Raw genomic sequence first — 18028 nt, 5'->3', positions numbered from 1 at the left:
AAGATTTCTTTATTATTTTATCAAAAGGATTTTTCCTGTCGTTACTCCCTTATCCGTTGTAACACGGTAGAAATACGCTCCCTGCGCCAGCATTCTATTTCTATCGTCGTGTAAATTCCATTCTATATTATGGCCGCCCGCTTTGAGCGATTTGAATTCCAGAGATTTAACCCGCTGACCGAGTACGTTGTAGATATCGATTCTGACGTCGGATTTTTTCTGAAGACTGATATTGAATGTAACGTCACGGCGTACGGGATTCGGCGTGACAGAAGTAAGGTCGACCTGGGATTTTTCGAATCTTTGTTCTTCTTCTGACCCGACAATTATACCGAAGAAGATAAGAATCTGCTGGATGAGTTCTGATTTCGTGCTTGGTGAGGCGCCGTCAGTCAAGCCGCCGAGTTCAAACGACGAACCGATGGTTCGGTATGTGCCGGCATCGTATGCAACAGTGCGGTTGTATCCGCCGTTCGTGAATATTGTAAACGCCGGTGAGACAGGGGCGATCCGATCCATATAACTGTTTTCACCTGCATAGGCGAAAGACATCCCTTCAGTGAATGTCCCGCTGACTCCGTTGATATTACCGGTCATCGTGCTGCCGTCGTCGACCTGGCTTATTCCGAAATAACTTCGATAGATACTTCCTGCCGGATCATAGCACCAGGCGTCACCGCCTTCCATGTAGCATCTACCGCCGTTGTTCAGGTATGAAACCAGATCGTTCGCCTGTGCATTGGTCAATTGATAGTTGTTTGAGTAGACACCCAGGCATATGAATATACAGGTATATAGATCAAATGTCGGGTAAGAGGTGTTGTATTCATAGGCGATTCCCGCACTGTCGAGGAAGTTTATGAGGGGTGTACTTGTAATTGGTGTCTGGTCGGGCTCCCATATGCCGACAGGAATTTTGTCAATGATTGCGAAGGAATGGTAACCTGAAGGCGGATGGTATGCTGTATTGTGATTTACCGAACCGTCGACCGCTTTTATACGATAGAATATTGAATCGCCTACATTGACGGTTCCCGCGAAGTCCGCTTCGTAGAGATCGCCGCCTGTATTCTGCATCAATATCGGAGACTGAGGAGAACTGTTTATTGAATATTCAAGAATTACTGAGTCCACTCCTGAATTATCCGTTACCGTGGCGGTAACATGAGCGGGCCAATTAGATACGAGTTGGTCACTCAACGGTGTATGGATTATTTCCGGCGGAACGGCGTCAGGACCCACGAGGAATGAGTAGATATGTGCAGGCGCATGGACCGGTGAGGTCCGTCTGACACCATCGTTGTTTTTCACAAGGAGATAATAATGTACTGTGTCACCGGCGGATTGAGAGGGTATATAGCCTGCATAGACACCCGGTGTGTCGCTTACCACTGAGAGGGGAGTGGTGGTGAAAGAACCGCTGTTGATTTTATAGAAAATCACGGTTGAATCGGTCTGGAGTGTGTTGGAAGTGGTTATACGCGCCCGAACACGATAGGGATTCAAGGTGTCTTCAGTATCTGTTAAAGGATAATGGAGAATATGTATGAATCTGGGGCTCGGTGCCTGCATTGTGATGCAGTGTATCGCACCTCCTGAACCCGCCATTGAAGAACAGTCGATTCCCACGATGGTGTATCCGGGTAATGCCTGCTGGTAGATGAAGAGGGCCGTATCATCTTCCGGTTCTCCCCAGAGCGGCACGAGTACTTTATTGTTGACAAAGAGTGAGTTGAGATAAGAAGGAGGAGCGTTTGAGGTGGAATAGGGCATGGGAATGCGCACCACACGGTAGGGTTGACCTTCACGATTTTTACAACGGGAGATCGAATCGGCGTTGTTGTTGAGCGTTTGATAGTCAGGATGGTTTGTATTGGTATATTCGCCGACCATCACAAGCGTATCATTCAGTACCTTTGCCCAGAGGTCGATATGTTTGGTATATTCGGTTATCATCGAGTCCAGTACAATAAACTGTTCAAGGCCGTTGTATTCAAGCATAAGGGAATCGATTTCCTCAGGGGTGTATGATGGATTTTCATCATAGATTAAGTTGCTGGAAAACCCGGTACCCAGACCGTCGACCATAAAGTTGCCACCGGGATGGGTAAGGGGTGAACCATAGACCGGGATCCCCCATTGCTGACCGATACGCCAGGGAATGGTATCATCACTCGGTCTTGGTCTATTATAGATGAAGTCAACAATCCCCTCTGAATTATCCTCTTTACGGATAAACCAGGGTCCGTAATCACGCATCCATATTGAATTTCTGGGCCAGATGTAGAATGTCACCGAATCAAGTGGTATACCATTACTCTGGAGATAATTTGTGATGTTGGTCTGCTCACTGCTCGAGCCAACCACAATATATACCCTTGATACTTCCACGACTTCACGCACTATCTCCCGGAATACGGAATTGTATTGATTCCATATCCAGGTGATGAAGACACCTTTCAACGGTTCAAATTCACCCGGAGTTTCGACCCATCCACCGGGAGGGGCGGTGATGATATGTCCCTGCCCGATTTTGTCAATCATCAAGCTCTCTTCAGGTGTCATCCATCGGGGGAGGAATGGATCATTTGTCTGAATCAACAGAATCACGGTGCAGAACAGAACAGACATAATACCTCCTTATTATTTTTATTACATTTTTTCTAATTTGTCAAAAAACAATCTTTTTATTTCTTCCAACCTTTTTTCGGTCTTTGCTTCAAATCTCAGGACAAGCACCGGCTGGGTATTCGACGGTCTGATAAGTCCCCAGCCGTCAGAGAAATCTATCCTGACGCCGTCGATGTCAATAACCTTGTAAGTTTTTTTAAAAGATTCTTTGAATCTTTCGACGATCTCGAATTTTTTCTCATCGGTTGTTTCAATCCGTATTTCCGGGGTTGAATAGTACTTTGGGACTTTGTTGGCTAATGCGGATAATTTTTCGTTGTCGCCCAATATTTCAAGCAACCTGAGACAGGCATAGAGTGCATCATCGAACCCGTAATATTTATCAGCAAAGAAGATGTGGCCCGACATCTCACCGGCCAAAGGTGAATTCTCAAGTTTCATTTTCGCCTTGATGAGAGAATGGCCGGTTTTGTACATTAAAGGTGTGCCGCCCAATTCTTCAATTCTTTCAATCAATCCCTTGGAGCATTTCACTTCAAATATTATCTTCGCCCCGGGTATTATCTTCAGAACCGATTCGGCGTAGATCGCGAGAAGAATATCACCCCATACTATCTCACCGTTTTCATCGATCACCCCGATTCTGTCTCCGTCACCGTCGAATCCGATGCCGCAATCGACTTCGTTTTTCTTTACAGCCTCTATCAATTTTGAAATATGCTTGACCACTGTCGGGTCAGGCAGGTGATTTGGAAAGTTTCCATCGGGCTCCTTGAAGAGAATATCATATTCAACAGGCATCCTTTTCATCATCTGCTCGATTATCGGCCCGCATGTTCCATTACCGGTGTCGAAAATCACCTTTAGCTTCCGTTTGATTTTTACCTGTTGAGTGACATGATCGATGTAAGCCGGAATTATATTCCGTTTCTCGACCGAACCTTTCCCTGATGAAAATTTCTTTTCTTCTATAATCCCCCTTAATTTCTGAAGTTCTTCACCGTAGATGGTGCTTTTGTTCAAACAGATTTTGAAACCGTTGAATTCCTTAGGATTGTGGCTTGCAGTGATCATTATTCCGCTTCCTATATTATAATAATAGAGTGCAAAATAAAGGATCGGCGTGGGTACTTCTCCGATTTCAATCACCTCGCAACCGGAATCATTCAAACCCTTTTGCAGTGCTTCGGTAATCCTCGGTGATGATAACCTGACATCACGGCCGATGATTACTTTTTTCGTTCCCTGGGAGATATAATAGCTCCCGAATCCGCGACCGCAGAGATAGACATTTTCATCCGTCAAATCGGTTTCAGCGATACCCCGTATATCATATTCCCTGAAGATTGTCGGATTGATCATAAAATCTGTTTCTCCACCCAGGTGATGACTTCTTCGATGATTCGTAATGCTTCCTCTGCGTCATCTTTGGTTATGATTAAAGGAGGGGACATACGCAGGGAGTTGAAGCCCGCGCCATACAGTATCAATCCTCTTTTAAAGCATTCCCCGGTTATCACTTCTTTGATGTTCTTCCCGTTATCAGTCACGACCCTGGGGAAATTTTCTTTTGTTTTTTTGTCCTTCACAAGTTCAAGCCCGACCATGAGTCCAAGACCTCGTACTTCACCGATGATTGTATGTCGATTCATAATTTCAATCATCCCCTGTTTTAAAAATTCACCGATCTTTGCGGCGTTCTCGATCAGACCGTTCTCTATTAATTTAAGGGAGGCGATACCGGCGGCGGCTATAACCGGATTGCCGCCGAAGGTCGAACCATGAGCACCGTGATGCCATGCACGCTCGTCAAGTTCCGGATCCTGTAGTTCGGCACGGCTTACAGTGGCACTCATCGGCAGACCCGAAGCGATTGCTTTAGCTATTATTATTATGTCAGGCACCACATCTACATGGTCGCAGGCGAACCATTTACCGGTTCTTCCCAGACCGCACTGAATTTCGTCAAAAGCGAGGATTATTCCGTACTTATCGGCGATTTTACGGAGGGCGGGAAGAAATTCTTTCGGTGGTACGATATAACCACCTTCACCTTGAATCGGTTCCACGAGGACCAGTGAGACATCTTCCGGATCAATAAGTCTTTCAAATATTACGTCGGTTAAATATGACAGACAGTAAACCAGGGGAATACCTTCGAATTCCTTTCGAATGCAATGGGGATATGTTTCGTTGAAAATACAATGATAGCAATAGGGATAAGGTGTGTGCGTGACCTCGGGTATCAGGGGTGAGAAATGAGCACGTTGTATTTTTTTACTGCCGGCCATGGACATACCGGAAAATGTTCTGCCGTGGAACGCTCCGAGGAAGCTTATCATACGCGGCCGGCGGGTAAAGTGACGGGCGATCTTTATCGTTGCGGAGACGCCTTCAACACCGGAGTTTCCAAAGTATACACGTTTTTCAAATTTACCGGGAGTGATTTGAAAAAGTTTTTCAGCAAGTTGAATCTGGGGTTCATAATAAAAATCACAGCCTGAGATATGAATTAAACGGTTCATCTGTTTATTAACCGCGGCGATGACTTCAGGATGACAGTGTCCTGTACCGACGACGGCGAATCCCGCTCCGAAATCAAGATAGGTTTTACCGTCTACATCAGTAATACGTGCACCTTTCGCATAATCGACGACAAGCGGGATTTCCCGTGTTCGTGTATGGGCACCGAACATGACCTTTTTATCCCGTTCAATCAATTTCTCTGCATTGGGACCTATTTCCGGTGAAGTATAGTCTATTTTTTTCATTTTCCTCCTTTTTTATAATTATATAAAATTCACTACTGTTGTCAATAAATCGGACACGTATATCGGGCGGTTGTTGACAAGCCCAGCAATTGATATATATTTATAATATGCAGACCATCCGCCGGATTGTTTCCGTACTCATTATTTTATTGATTTTCTACTTTCTTATTACCACATTGGTGACTAATTGGCAGAGAATTCCTTTTTCAAAATTACGCTTCGGTTTTGCTGAACTCGCCATTTCTTTTATCTGGCTGTCTATCTATCTTCTCATCTTTGTCCTCGTCTGGGCGAAGATATTGCGGGAATTGGGTGAAGATATACGTTTCAGCGAGGCGTTCTGGATTATTACGACCTCCCAGCTGGCAAAATATGTTCCCGGTGGTATATGGTATACCCTCGGTCGTGTCTACCTCTGCAAAACAAAGAAGCTGAATAGTGGTATCGTCTTCCTGAGCGTCATCATTGAAACCTGTCTGCTCTTACTGACCAGTATGATTATATTTCTGAGCGCGATTGCACTTACCCAGAAAGCTGTTTCTGTAAATCCTTTGATATTGATCTTGATTGTAGTCGTGCTTCTCTTTATGCTTCACCCTTATTTTCTCAATAGATTGACGAATTTCGGTCTGAAGGTATTGAAGAAACCAGAAATCAAACTTACAATTGAATATAAAAAACTGCTTAATTTATCAGTATATTTTTTCGGTTTATGGTGCGCCCAGATCATTGGATTCTATTTTTTGATAAACGCCATTATGCCGATCTCCTTTGGTGAAATATTCAATCTGGGGGGTGCTTACACTCTGTCCTGGATGAGTGGATTCATCGTTCTTTTCGCTCCCGGTGGCCTCGGTGTGCGTGAGGGTATGATGACTTTACTTCTGTCGCCTCTTCTGCCGACCCCCCTTGCGATTGCAATCAGTTTTATTTCGCGGGTCTGGATAACCGTCTTTGAGGTAGTCGTCTTTTTCATCGGTCTCCTGGTGAAGAGAAAAGCGGAAGGAAAAAGGAGAATCGGATGAATAGGCATATCTTGACTCTTACCGGATTTTATCTATACTCTAAATAGCGATGGGAAAGAAGAAGAAAAAGAGGAAGATAAAGAACAAAAAAGAGACGACTGTTTCCGCGGAGCCGTTCTTTATTGAGAAACAATGGGATAAAATCATTATTATTCTCCTCTTTCTCTTGCCGCTTCTTTACTTCGCCTCTTTCTTGAATAGCAATAAGATGATCGGAGGTTCTGATTATTTGAACGGCGGTTACCCGTTTGAAGCGTGGACCGTGGAACAGCCGGAAATGCCCCTGTGGTATCCTCATGTTTTCGGCGGTGTTCCGGTGCTCGGTTCACCTGTTGGAGGACCTCTGGCACCGCTTGCTCAGCTAAGAGTATTCATCCCGCCGCATGTCGTTCTGGCATTGACATTCATCATCTTCTTCTTTCTCGCCGGGCTCGGGACATATCTTTATTTAAAAGAAATCGGCCTGTCGCAGTACAGCGCTGCAGTGGGTGCCGTCATCTATCAGTTCATCGGTAATCTTGCCACGACTCCCATGGCGGGCCATGCCGGACGCGCCGCAAGTGTCGCGATGTTTCCTCTCTTGATTTTTTTCATACACCGCGGATTGCGGACAAAAAAGATTTTGTTCTTCCTGCTGTTCAGTTTTGCCGCTGCCTTCACATTTTATGAAGGCCATTTTCAGATAACTTACTACAGTCTTTTGTTCATCCTCTGCTATGTTCTTTATTATTTCATCAGTCGGCGTAAAGAACTGAGCAAAAAAGATTATTTTCGATTTGTCGGGTACGGAGTTTTCTCGATTGCAGTGCTCTGTTTACTGATGGCTGCGGTCTGGCTGCCGGTTCTGGGCGGTCTGGGGATTGTCGCCCGGGGCGTGGAACGCGGGTATGAATATGCGGTATCCTGGGCAATGCCGCCGTTGGAATTGATCGACCTTGTCATTCCCGGATATTCAGGTATACTCGATAATTATTGGGGATTCAACACTTTCAAGATACATCTTGAGTACTTCGGACTGCTTGCCCTTATTCTGTCGGTCTTTACGATCATTCTTTTCTGGAAAAAGAGGTATGTTAAATTTTATACCATTGCATCCTTGATTGCTCTTCTTGTCGCACTCGGTGGTGCGACACCGGTATTTCGTATCTTTTATACTCTGGTACCGGGATTTAAATTGACACGTGCACCCTCATTGATTTTTTATCTTGTAAGTTTCGCATTTGTGGTCCTTGGAACCATCGGGTTTGACAACTTAATCGTCCACCCGGATAAAATCAAGAACCGGAAATTTGTACAGCGCAACTTTTTAATAATCAGCGGTATCATAGCAGGTGCGTTACTCATTACCGGTCTGATCTGTGCCGCAGGCAGTGATTCGATTGTGACATCAATGCAGCAATCCTTTGGTTCCCAGTTAATCAATCAATGGGGTAAGAGAGCAGCCGAGATGAAACTTATGCTTATTTCCAAAAATTTCCCCAATTTCCTCATGGGGATCTGGCGGAGCCTGCTCTTTTCAGTCATGATTCTTGCAGTGGTCTTTCTCGGATTGAACAAACGGCTCAGGCTGTGGAACTTCGCCGTTATTGCGATAATAATAACACTTTTTGATCAACTGCCGCTTATGAGAAAGTTTCTACCGTCGGCACCCGCACCGGCAAAATATTATGCTGCAGACGATGTCGTGAGATTCATAAAAAAGGACAAGGCTGTATTCAGGGTTTTTCCGACTTTATACTGTGAACATGCGAGAGATCTGTATTTTTTGTATCACGACATCCAGAGCGTCGGAGGCTATATTCCCAATCCCATTCAACGCTATCAGGATTTTATCGGTGCCGGCACGAGTGTTATGTTCAGCCCGGCTAATCTTTTTACTCTTCCGGGACAGACGGATTCCACTGATCGGTTCTGTTATAAATTCATTAATATGCTTAATATAAAATATATTATCGGACCGATACTGCCGGAGGATATCTCACGATATGATCCGCAATCGCAACAGACGATCATCGGATTGAGAGAATATTTTTCTGAATTCAACCTTGTATTCAGGGGACGGCAATATTCGGTTTACAGAAACAGCGGTTTTCTGCCGCGCGCTTATCTTGTTTCTGATTATCTGGTTGCGAAAGACTCTGCGATTCTTGATATTCTGAAATCTCCGGAATATGAACCAGAGGCGACGGTGATTCTTGAAAAAGAACCGTCGGTCTCCGGATTGAAAAGAGGTCTGCCCATGGTGCCGGCTGAAATCATAAAGTATTCCGCCAATGAGGTTGTTTGTGGTATTGAGACTCCTTATCCGGGATTTCTGGTGCTTGCAGACAACTGGCATCCTGACTGGAAGGTCTTTGTCGACGGAAAGGAACAAGAGCTTTATCGCGCAGATTATACGTTTCGCGCCGTACATGTTCCGGCGGGCGATCACGAAGTCGTCTTCAAGTACATATCACCGTATTTTAACATCGGTTCGGTTATTTCAATTATTACCCTTGTGCTTTCTGTTCTGCTTTGCATTGCAGCGATAAAATTGCGTTTATAAAATCCTCTGTCTTCTCTTGAAAAATCAGCAAAATTAAGTATAATCTGACGTAGTGGAATTTATTCAGAATGGAGGATTTATGAAAAAAAATAAGGCTTTTATAAAGTTGACCGAGAAATTCAGCGCCCGCAATTACAAACCTTTACCGGTCGTTCTGACAAAAGGAAAAGGAGTGTGGGTCTGGGATGTCGAAGGGAATAAGTATCTTGATATGCTGAGTGCGTACTCGGCTCTTAATCAGGGACATTGTCATCCGCATATCGTCAAGGCGTTGAAAAAACAGGCGGCGAGGTTGACCCTTACTTCAAGGGCGTTCCATAATGACCGGATGGGTCCTTTTTTGAAAAAACTCTGCACACTCACTGGTTATGAAAAGGCTCTGCCGATGAATTCCGGTGCCGAGGCGGTTGAGACCGCTATTAAAGTGGCGCGGAAATGGGGGTATTTGAAGAAAAAGGTTACAAAGAATCGGGCGGAGATTATTGTTTGTGAAAATAATTTTCATGGTCGAACAACAACGATCATCGGTTTCTCATCAGAAGCACAATACCGCGAAGGATTCGGCGGGTTTACTCCCGGTTTTAAGATCATCCCTTATAACGACCCACGGGCTTTGAGCAGGGCGATCACCAGGAATACAGTCGGTTTCCTGGTTGAGCCGATTCAGGGTGAGGGAGGTGTGATTGTTCCTGACAACGGTTACCTTCGGGAATGCGCCAGGATCTGTAAGAAAAATAATGTCTTATTCATTGCAGATGAAATACAGACCGGGCTCGGCCGCACCGGTAGATTATTCGCCTGTAATTATGAGCGGGTGAAACCCGATATCACCATCGTGGGTAAAGCCTTAAGCGGCGGCTTTTATCCGGTTTCAGCGATTCTGTGTAATAATCGGATTATGAATGTACTCCATCCCGGTGACCACGGCTCCACATTCGGCGGCAACCCTTTAGCCTCAGCCATAGGGATTGCAGCGCTTGAGGTTATCCTTAAAGAGAGACTGGCTCAGCGCGCCTTCCGTCTGGGAAACTGGTTTATGGAGGAACTGCGTAAGATTAAGAGCCCGATTATTAAAGAAGTAAGGGGTAAGGGTTTATTGATCGGCGTTGAATTGAAGAAGAAGGCACGTCCGTACTGTGAGAAATTGATGAACCAGGGGATTCTTGCGAAAGAGACCCACGCGATGGTCGTCCGGTTCGCCCCGCCGTTGACCATAAAAAAAGAAGAACTTATATGGGCTCTACCCCGAATTGAACGTGTTCTTCTGAACCGCTGAACAAAATCAGAACTTTAAGAACCCTGAAGAGATGATGATCGGTCGCTATTCTATATAGTATACTCCGTCGTATACGACACGCGCCGGTCCTTCAAGATAGAGTTTGTCCTTTATCGTTACAAGCAGGTCACCGCCCTGGGTTTTGCAGGTTACCGGAGATTCCGTAAGAAAGAGTTTTGTCGCGATGTATGCGGACGCCAGGACGCCACTACCGCATGATAATGTTTCGTCTTCCACGCCGCGTTCGTAGGTTCGGATGAACAGAGAGTTGTTGTTCTCGACCTTCACAAAATTGACGTTCACGCCGTCGGGCTTGAAAGTACGATGATTGCGGATTTCACGCCCCAACTCTTTGACGTCTATCTTTTCGTAAGAATCCACAAAGATCACGCAGTGCGGCACACCGAGTTTCAAGAAATTGGCGCGGTACTTCTTTCGTTTCATCGTAAAACTGAAATTCAACTTGATCTCGACCGGCGGTTGTACTTCAATACTAACATTCCCGTTTTTATAATAAAACCCCAACGGACCCGAAGCCGACAGGAATTTTCCTTTTTCTTGAATCAATCCCAGTCTATGGGCGAAACTGACGATACATCGTGCACCGTTGAGACATATCTCCGCTTCACTTCCATCACGGTTGAAGTATTTCATACCGAATGCGAAATCCTTTGATTGTTCAACGAAAAGCACACCGTCAGCCCCGGCACCGAGATTGCGATTTGCTATTTTTTTGACAAGGCCGGGGATTTCCGGAGCGGTGAGTGTTTCGTTGATCAAACCGTTGTAATTATCAATAATCAAGAAGTCATTTCCCGACCCTTCCATCTTTGTAAAAAATATTGGCTTCATTCTGCTCCTTTCATTGTACTTATGTATCTTTTCAGATAAATCCCGAATGACACCACTATCGCCGGTATGCTTATGTAGAGTAATATTTCCCCTAACTTGTTCCAGTTCAATGTGAAGGAACAGATTATCGCTCCGAGAATTACTCCGGTGATTTTACCGACGACATGGGACTTGAAAACTTTCGACTTATGCTTCAACAGGACAAAACTTCCTATAAGAATCAGGACATCCCTTAATACGATAATTATAATCCCCCATAAGGGTATCGCTTTGATCAAAAAAAGTGTAATCAACACCGTAGTTAATGAAATTTTATCGACCAGCGGATCAAGATATTTTCCTATTTCTGATTCCTGCTTTAATCTTCTTGCGAGGTAACCGTCGACCGCATCTGAAAGCAGGGAGATCAGCAATATGATGAAGGCGGTGGTCCGCTGACCGGTGATGATGAAATAGATTATAAACGGAAGAAGGAGAAGTCTTGAGACCGTTATAACATTGGCTACGGTGATAGAACTGTTGAACAGAACAGCGGTCAATCCTTTTCCCTGTTTGATGATGTCGTTGATATTCTGTTCCCGGTTCATCGTTTCCGCCTTCTTTCCAGAAATTCAGCGGCGTGTTCGATTGTCTTTTCGGTTATTTCCCTGCCGCCGAGCATTCTGGCGACCTCTTGCTTTCTTTTTTCTTTATCCAGTTTCGTGACTTTCGTAAAGGTTTCTTTTCCCTTGATCTTTTTTTCGACGAGGATATGACTGTCGGCGAATATCGATATTTGGGGGAGATGGGTGATGCAGATGATCTGGTGTTGTCTGCTGATTTTCGCCAGGAGGTCACCGACGGCTTCCGCAATGCCGCCGCCGATGCCTGTGTCGACCTCATCAAATATGATGGTGGGGATTTTGTCGACTTCGGACAATATTGTTTTGAGCCCGAGGATAATCCGTGATGTTTCTCCACCTGAAGCCACTTTCCTCAGGGGTTTCAATTCCTCGCCGGGATTTGTCGAAATATAAAATTCAACATCCTCTTTACCGTTTTCTCCAAGTTCTTTATGATTTATCGAAATTTCAAAATCGGCTTTTTTCATACCCAGCTGTGACAGGATATTCAAAATTTTTTTTCTCAATGATTCCGCAGCCGTCCGTCGCCGCGCCGAAAGTTCATCGGCTTGTTTCATCAATTTCTTTTCGATGTCGGTAATCTGGTTTTTAACCCGGCTTATTTCCTCATCACGTGTTTCTATCATAGATAATTCTTTTTTTACGGTCAGCAGATAATCATAGACTTCATCGAGGCTCTTTCCATACTTCTTCTTTATCTTTGTTATTGTTTCCAATCTTCCCTGGACATAGTCGAGTCTTGTTTCGGAAAATTCTATCTGTTCGCGATAACTGCTGATTTGTCTGTAAATTTCATCGATTGAGGAAATGACGGTTTCCAGTTCCTTACTGTTCTGTGAAAGTTTGGGGTCGTATTCACAGAGATCATCAAACAACTTTTTCACCGCAGCCAGATTTTCAATTATCGAGCCGTCCGCCTCATACAATCTGTTCACGATTTCCGTGGAGAGTATGGTGCGTTTCTCACTGCTCACGAGTAGGTTCTGTTCTTCAAGCAATTCATCCTCTTCACCTGGCTGGATATTCGCCTTTTCAATCTCGTCGATTTGATACCTCAAATATTCTACCCTTTCATCTTTCTGTCTTACCGCTTCAAGAAGTTCCTGTAATTTCCCCTGCAGTCTGCGATATTCAGAGTAGTTGGTATTATATTCCTTCTTTAAATTATCGACGCCGGCGAATGAGTCCAGAAGCACCAGATGATTTTTCGGATAAAAGAGAGATTGATGTTCATATTGTCCGATGAGATCTATTGTTTCACGTGAAATCTCCCGCAACAGATTCAGGCTTACAATCTGGTCGTTTATATATGCGTTCTGTCTTCTTCCACGTTCGATTTTGCGTCTTATAATCATTTCCGAATCCGTTTCAATCCCGGCTTTTTCCAGCTTCTTCGTCAGTACCGGAGTTATGCTGAAGATTCCGGTCACTTCGGCGAAGTTCTTGCCGCTTCTGATCAATACCTCTTCCATCCGATTGCCGCACAATGTGGCGACGGCTTCGACGATCATCGATTTTCCCGCTCCCGTTTCACCGGTGATTACGGTCAAACCGGATTCAAATTCGATGGTGAGGTCTTCCAGCAGTGCAAAGTTCTTGACCTTTAATAACTTAAGCATCCTCCCTGCCTCCCCATTTCATCTTTTCGCGCAGGGTCTTGAAAAAGGTTGTATGGTGGGGTTTGATGAGAGTTACATGGAATTTCGCCTTTTTGAATTTTATCGTTTGACCGTTTTTTACGGATTTACTTCTCTGCCCGTCAGCCACAAGAACGGCTTTACCTTTTTTACCGACCGTTATCTCAACCGTGCTGTCGGCGGGCAACACAATGGGCCTTACGGAAAGGGTATGGGGTGCGATCGCCGTTACGATGATCGCTTCAGTATGGGGCTGCAGGATCGGACCGCTTGTCGCTAAGGAATAAGCCGTTGAACCCGTAGGTGTGGCGATTATTATGCCGTCGGCGATGAACCGACAGAGATATTCATTATTTATGGCGGCGAGGAATTCCACTGCCCGGCCGGGTATTCTTGTTATTATCGTCAGATCATTCAAGGCATAGAGGATGGTTTTGTCGAACTTCGCGGCTACCATCATCCTTTTTTCCAGGACAAATTTCTTCCTTCTGATTCGCATAAGCATATCCGGCAGCTGCTCTAATGTCACATCAGTAAGGAAGCCGAGACCGCCTGAGTTCACTCCGAGAATCGGTATTCCTTTTTTGCAATAAAGTGCGGCGGCATGTAATAATGTTCCATCACCGCCCATGGCGATCACAAAATCCGGTCTTTTTGAAAAAGTGAATCCGTTTGCTTTCAATAATGCCTTGGTATCTTTTAATATACGGCTTGCAGATTTTTTCTTTAAATTAATTACTATCTTTACTTTTTTCATTATTAAAGTTTCCTATAAAAAGATAACGATTCCTGTTGAATAAATCCTTTTTGAACAGGAATTTTGCGGAGAGGTCTGATTGGATAAAGTCCTTCAATGGATCGACCGCATCTTCATCGATTTCAACGGCGATCATTCCATCGGGAGTGATTTGTTTCACGGCTTGCAAAAGCATCCGTTTTGTAAAATCAATACCGTTTTTACCACCGGCTATCGCCAGAATCGGTTCAAAATATTTTACGCTGTCAGGCAGGGATTTGAGGCGTGAATCGGGAATATAAGGCGGATTTGAAACGATTAAATCGAATGGCGTCGAGAAGGCGTTCAACATATCACCACGGACAAGTTTGATCTGCTTTTCAAGATTGTATTGTTTGATGTTCTGGCGGGCACAGCTGAGTGCGGCAGGGGATATGTCGGTGGCGATGATGGAACTCTTCGGGAACAACGAAGAAAGGGCGATAGCCAGGGCGCCTGAACCTGTTCCGATTTCGAGGATCGCGACGGGTGTTTTCTTCACGAGCCTGCCGATTATTTCAACAAAATATTCTGTTTCGAGCCTGGGGATGAAGACGCCCGGATAGATATTCAAAGTATAATTTAAAAATTGGACTTTTTTGGTAAGATATTCAAGCGGTATCCCTTTACGCAGTTGCATGATTTTTATCTTCAAAGCACGGCGTCGCGGTTCATCGAGTTCTCCTTTCAAATAGAGTTCGAACCTCGGTTTCTCAAGGAGCGCGGCGACAATCAATTCGGCTTCTGCCCGTGATATATTCAACTCTTTACTTACTTGTGCTACTGCGTTTTTCATATTCTTCAAGGCTTTTTATGATCGGATCCAGGTCTCCTTCAAGAATATTATCCAGATTATAGAGGCTGAGTCCGATTCTGTGATCCGTCACTCTGTTTTGCGGGAAATTATACGTTCTGATTTTTTCACTCCTTTCACCGGTTCCCACCTGCTGACGACGTTGTTTTTCTATCTCTTTTTGTCTCTTCTCCTGCTCAATCGCAGCCAAACGGGCTCGTAAGATTTTCATCGCCCGCACTCTATTCTTATGCTGGGAACGCTCATCCTGACAACTTACAACGATACCTGAAGGAATGTGGGTGATTCTTACCGCGGAAGAGACCTTATTTACATTCTGACCGCCGTGACCGCCGGCGCGGAATGTGTCGATCTTCAAATCATTGGGATTTATTTCGAATTGTGTTTCCTCGATTTCTGGAAGGACTGCAACGGTCACCGTCGAGGTATGGATTCTGCCGCCGGTTTCGGTTATCGGCACCCTCTGGACCCTGTGGACGCCTTTTTCAAAATGGAATAATTTATAAGCATTTTCACCCGAGACGAGGAAGATAATCTCTTTGTAACCACCGATATCACTATGATGCGAAGAGAGCACCTCGAACTTCAAGCCTTTCTTCTCAATATATTTGGTGTACATTCGAAAGAGATCTGCGGCGAAAAGGGATGCTTCATCACCGCCGGTTCCGGCACGAAGTTCGATGATACAATTTTTTTTATACTCTTCATAATCCGGATTGGACAGTTCGTCGATTTCGAATTCTATGTTCTTCACTTTCTTCTTGAGATTCTCCAGTTCAACCGCTGCGAGTTCTTTCAGTTCTCCATCGTCGCTGTTGAGTATCTTTTTGACGTCTTCTATCTCTTTTAAGAGTTTATCATGCTGTTCGTATCTTTGAATGAGTTGTTCCAGCTTTTTATACTCTTTTGAAAGTGCGGCGTATTCCTTGTGGTTCTTTAAAACCTCCGCCTTGGTTAATAAAACACTCAATTCCTTGAATCTACTTTCCTCTTCCTTTCTCTTTTGCAAATATTCTCTCCTGATTTAGATTAAATGAGTTTTTTCGGCGCGCAGATTAATCGGAATTATTGATTACGGCTTTTCGAATTTCTCCTTTAATGCGATATATCTCAGATAATCATCTAAATCTTCAATTCCTTTGATTATTACAGCATTATCCTTAAGCGTAATTAAGTTTGCCTTTTCCAGATTCTCGACATAGTTCTTGATCTTTCCTTCTTCAATACCCGTAATATGAGCAAGATTCTCATAAGAGAAGGGGCTGATTTCGATGCCCTGATCGGTCTTTTTCCCGATTTCCTTGGCTTTGGTTATTATATACGCCACAACCCTTCGTTCTTCACTTTTTATGGTTAATAATCTTATCTGCTCGTCGGTTGTGCGCAGCCTTCTCGAGAGTGTTTCCAGTACATATTCAATAAGAGGGTTTTCTTTAATCTTTGATTTGAAGGTTTCTTTGTCGATGACCAGCAGGGAGACCGGGGTCGTCGCGATCGCTGAGGCTGAGCGGGGAGAACCGTCGATAATCGCCATTTCACCGAAAAAATCACCTTCTTTGAGCACTGCCAGGACTTTTTCATCCTCACCTTTCCCTTTGGTAATCTTTATTTTTCCCTCGCGAATAAGATACATCACATCACCCTTATCACCTTCTTCAAATAGAACATCACCAGGATTAAGTTTCCTTTCCATTCCTTCGACCATACAACCTCCTTTTTACTATACTATTTTATTGAAAAATCACTCAAAGTCAACCGCGAATTTCCAGGGGTGCATTTTTAACTTGACATTCTTTTGTTTTCGGATATAATGTACACTGACTGACTGGTCAGTCAGAATAAACCTTTTTTGAGTGAGATGGTCAAAATATATATAAAATTATGAAGAAGAGAGAGACAACAGTCAGGCATAAGATAATAAAGTGCGCCCTGAGGATTTTTTCGAAAAAGGGGTATTTCAGGACCACGGTCGAGGATATCGCCAGGGCGGCGCATATCGCCAAGGGAACGGTTTATCTCTATTTTAATGATAAAGAATCCATATATATCGCCGCAATAAACGAACACCTCAACAATGCGACAGCATTATTCAACCGGATCGCGGTCCAGCCGGGCTCGGCGACCGAAAAGATGAATCGAATTTCCGAGAGTTTTGTCAATTATTTAGAAAAGATGAAAGTTTCCCACCCGATGTTTACATTTGAGAATATTCATCTGTCGAGCAAGGTTTTAAAGAAGTTGAAGCAGATTATAACTCCCAGATTGACTGAGATGACAAAGAGCCTCAGCCGGATCATCAAGCAAGGTATTGAGCAGGGCGAATTCCGTGAGGTGGATCCGGATGTCGCGGCGTTCTATTTTCTCGTTACGATGAGGACTGTTTTTTTGGGGAATTTAATCATACCCGAAGCCGATTTCGGCTCAGAGGTCGTTCTGCAGTTATTTTTTGAAGGGCTAAAGCAAAGGAGGTAGAATGTATGCTCTTTTTACGAATGTGCTCATTCTCGTTTTCGCCATTCAGGAAGGTGGGCATATTCAATTTTCCTTGGGACCGAACTATTCCGTTTTTCAGCTTTTCCAGGATGAGGAAGAGACAGAAACACAGTGGTCTTTCAGCGGTGAGTTTGAAATGAGGGATTTTATTCCCCATCTGGGATTAAAGGTCAGAGGGACGAAGTTGAGTTTCGAGAGATCCTCGACTTTCGGCACGTATCGTTATGAATATCTTCCACTGACCCTCTGCACCAGTTTCGACATCCTGCCGTTTATACATTCAAGGTGGGTCAGACTTTCCGCAGAGACCGGGATCGGGATATATCTCTGGAAGGGATTTTTGAATGATGAGGTCATCACGCTTCCCAGTGGGGAGAAGATGGAGGAAAGGGATATAGGATTTATCGGCGGATTTACCTTACAATTGATTCCGTTGAGATTCATCGGGATAGAATTTTCCAGCAGATATAATTACCTTGCCAGCTCAGATATTTATAAATACGGATTTTACGACAAGGATGAAAAGATATGGGAAAACGGTCTCGGGCTGAAATTAATTTTACCCTGAATATATAAGGAGGCGACA

The 18028-nt window shown here is 44.3% G+C and carries 15 protein-coding genes; 5 read left to right on the top strand and 10 right to left on the bottom strand.

Translation table 11 applies throughout. The features are described from left to right. Positions 1-12: 12 nt before the first annotated feature. The 3 genes from ENI34_09350 to ENI34_09340 are packed head-to-tail and all read right to left on the bottom strand — an operon-like array spanning position 13 to position 5402. Positions 13-2631, bottom strand: a complete 2619-nt coding sequence (locus ENI34_09350) for a T9SS type A sorting domain-containing protein (protein HEC79323.1) — start codon at positions 2629-2631, stop codon at positions 13-15. A 21-nt stretch (positions 2632-2652) separates the two neighbouring features. Further along, entirely contained in the window at positions 2653-3993 is a 1341-nt protein-coding gene (locus ENI34_09345) for a phosphomannomutase/phosphoglucomutase (protein ID HEC79322.1), read from the bottom strand. Continuing rightward, complete coding sequence (locus ENI34_09340; protein HEC79321.1) at positions 3990-5402, bottom strand: aminotransferase class III-fold pyridoxal phosphate-dependent enzyme; 1413 nt, start codon at positions 5400-5402, stop codon at positions 3990-3992. The genes ENI34_09345 and ENI34_09340 overlap by 4 nt, the downstream gene beginning before the upstream one ends. A gap of 107 nt (positions 5403-5509) precedes the next feature. Here ENI34_09340 and ENI34_09335 point away from each other — a divergent pair, with 107 nt between their 5' ends. The 3 genes from ENI34_09335 to rocD all read left to right on the top strand — a co-directional run bounded on the left by ENI34_09335 (position 5510) and on the right by rocD (position 10248). Then, positions 5510-6427 carry a hypothetical protein gene (locus tag ENI34_09335; protein HEC79320.1) on the top strand — a complete coding sequence of 306 codons (918 nt, stop codon included), beginning with the start codon at positions 5510-5512 and terminating at the stop codon, positions 6425-6427. A 49-nt stretch (positions 6428-6476) separates the two neighbouring features. Beyond that, on the top strand, positions 6477-8972 hold the full coding sequence (locus ENI34_09330) for a hypothetical protein (GenBank protein ID HEC79319.1): 2496 nt from the start codon (positions 6477-6479) through the stop codon (positions 8970-8972). A 79-nt stretch (positions 8973-9051) separates the two neighbouring features. After that, on the top strand, positions 9052-10248 hold the full coding sequence (gene rocD / locus ENI34_09325) for an ornithine--oxo-acid transaminase (GenBank protein ID HEC79318.1): 1197 nt from the start codon (positions 9052-9054) through the stop codon (positions 10246-10248). A gap of 45 nt (positions 10249-10293) precedes the next feature. Here the strand turns inward: rocD and ENI34_09320 are convergent, their stop codons facing one another. Genes ENI34_09320 through ENI34_09290 form a run of 7 tightly spaced genes read right to left on the bottom strand, consistent with a single transcriptional unit; the run spans position 10294 to position 16654 of the window. Then, positions 10294-11100 carry a diaminopimelate epimerase gene (locus ENI34_09320; GenBank protein ID HEC79317.1) on the bottom strand — a complete coding sequence of 269 codons (807 nt, stop codon included), beginning with the start codon at positions 11098-11100 and terminating at the stop codon, positions 10294-10296. Next, positions 11097-11687, bottom strand: a complete 591-nt coding sequence (locus tag ENI34_09315; protein ID HEC79316.1) for a CDP-alcohol phosphatidyltransferase family protein — start codon at positions 11685-11687, stop codon at positions 11097-11099. Before ENI34_09315 ends, ENI34_09320 begins: the two co-directional genes overlap by 4 nt. Beyond that, complete coding sequence (gene recN, locus ENI34_09310) at positions 11684-13342, bottom strand: DNA repair protein RecN (GenBank protein ID HEC79315.1); 1659 nt, start codon at positions 13340-13342, stop codon at positions 11684-11686. The genes ENI34_09315 and recN overlap by 4 nt, the downstream gene beginning before the upstream one ends. Beyond that, positions 13335-14117: an NAD(+)/NADH kinase gene (locus ENI34_09305; GenBank protein HEC79314.1), complete on the bottom strand. Its 783-nt coding sequence runs from the start codon at positions 14115-14117 to the stop codon at positions 13335-13337. The genes recN and ENI34_09305 overlap by 8 nt, the downstream gene beginning before the upstream one ends. Then, complete coding sequence (prmC, locus tag ENI34_09300; GenBank protein ID HEC79313.1) at positions 14092-14931, bottom strand: peptide chain release factor N(5)-glutamine methyltransferase; 840 nt, start codon at positions 14929-14931, stop codon at positions 14092-14094. The genes ENI34_09305 and prmC overlap by 26 nt, the downstream gene beginning before the upstream one ends. Further along, on the bottom strand, positions 14903-15973 hold the full coding sequence (locus ENI34_09295) for a peptide chain release factor 1 (protein ID HEC79312.1): 1071 nt from the start codon (positions 15971-15973) through the stop codon (positions 14903-14905). Before ENI34_09295 ends, prmC begins: the two co-directional genes overlap by 29 nt. 48 nt (positions 15974-16021) lie before the next feature. Continuing rightward, positions 16022-16654: a Crp/Fnr family transcriptional regulator gene (locus ENI34_09290; GenBank protein ID HEC79311.1), complete on the bottom strand. Its 633-nt coding sequence runs from the start codon at positions 16652-16654 to the stop codon at positions 16022-16024. Between the two features lie 176 nt (positions 16655-16830). On the opposite strand from ENI34_09290, the gene ENI34_09285 reads away from it, so the two are divergent. Both ENI34_09285 and ENI34_09280 read left to right on the top strand, forming a co-directional pair. Beyond that, positions 16831-17421, top strand: a complete 591-nt coding sequence (locus tag ENI34_09285) for a TetR/AcrR family transcriptional regulator (GenBank protein HEC79310.1) — start codon at positions 16831-16833, stop codon at positions 17419-17421. Position 17422: 1 nt separating this feature from the next. Beyond that, complete coding sequence (locus ENI34_09280; protein ID HEC79309.1) at positions 17423-18010, top strand: hypothetical protein; 588 nt, start codon at positions 17423-17425, stop codon at positions 18008-18010. The last annotated feature ends 18 nt before the right edge of the window (positions 18011-18028 follow it).

Source organism: candidate division WOR-3 bacterium, assembly GCA_011052815.1.
Lineage (GTDB): Bacteria > Hydrothermota > Tepidihabitantia > SM23-42 > SM23-42 > DRIG01.
The sequence above is the reverse complement of the archived record's forward strand: the minus strand, read 5'-3'. Positions and strand labels throughout refer to the sequence as shown.

What these genes read in the sequence shown, in the direction of transcription:
- ENI34_09340 (HEC79321.1), bottom strand. Translation starts at nt 5,402, where the DNA reads ATGAAAAAAATAGACTATACTTCACCGGAAATAGGTCCCAATGCAGAG.
- ENI34_09285 (HEC79310.1), top strand. Translation starts at nt 16,831, where the DNA reads ATGAAGAAGAGAGAGACAACAGTCAGGCATAAGATAATAAAGTGCGCC.
- ENI34_09315 (HEC79316.1), bottom strand. Translation starts at nt 11,687, where the DNA reads ATGAACCGGGAACAGAATATCAACGACATCATCAAACAGGGAAAAGGA.
- prmC (HEC79313.1), bottom strand. Translation starts at nt 14,931, where the DNA reads ATGAAAAACGCAGTAGCACAAGTAAGTAAAGAGTTGAATATATCACGG.
- ENI34_09350 (HEC79323.1), bottom strand. Translation starts at nt 2,631, where the DNA reads ATGTCTGTTCTGTTCTGCACCGTGATTCTGTTGATTCAGACAAATGAT.
- ENI34_09345 (HEC79322.1), bottom strand. Translation starts at nt 3,993, where the DNA reads ATGATCAATCCGACAATCTTCAGGGAATATGATATACGGGGTATCGCT.
- ENI34_09290 (HEC79311.1), bottom strand. Translation starts at nt 16,654, where the DNA reads ATGGTCGAAGGAATGGAAAGGAAACTTAATCCTGGTGATGTTCTATTT.
- ENI34_09320 (HEC79317.1), bottom strand. Translation starts at nt 11,100, where the DNA reads ATGAAGCCAATATTTTTTACAAAGATGGAAGGGTCGGGAAATGACTTC.
- rocD (HEC79318.1), top strand. Translation starts at nt 9,052, where the DNA reads ATGAAAAAAAATAAGGCTTTTATAAAGTTGACCGAGAAATTCAGCGCC.
- ENI34_09330 (HEC79319.1), top strand. Translation starts at nt 6,477, where the DNA reads ATGGGAAAGAAGAAGAAAAAGAGGAAGATAAAGAACAAAAAAGAGACG.
- recN (HEC79315.1), bottom strand. Translation starts at nt 13,342, where the DNA reads ATGCTTAAGTTATTAAAGGTCAAGAACTTTGCACTGCTGGAAGACCTC.
- ENI34_09335 (HEC79320.1), top strand. Translation starts at nt 5,510, where the DNA reads ATGCAGACCATCCGCCGGATTGTTTCCGTACTCATTATTTTATTGATT.
- ENI34_09280 (HEC79309.1), top strand. Translation starts at nt 17,423, where the DNA reads ATGTATGCTCTTTTTACGAATGTGCTCATTCTCGTTTTCGCCATTCAG.
- ENI34_09305 (HEC79314.1), bottom strand. Translation starts at nt 14,117, where the DNA reads ATGAAAAAAGTAAAGATAGTAATTAATTTAAAGAAAAAATCTGCAAGC.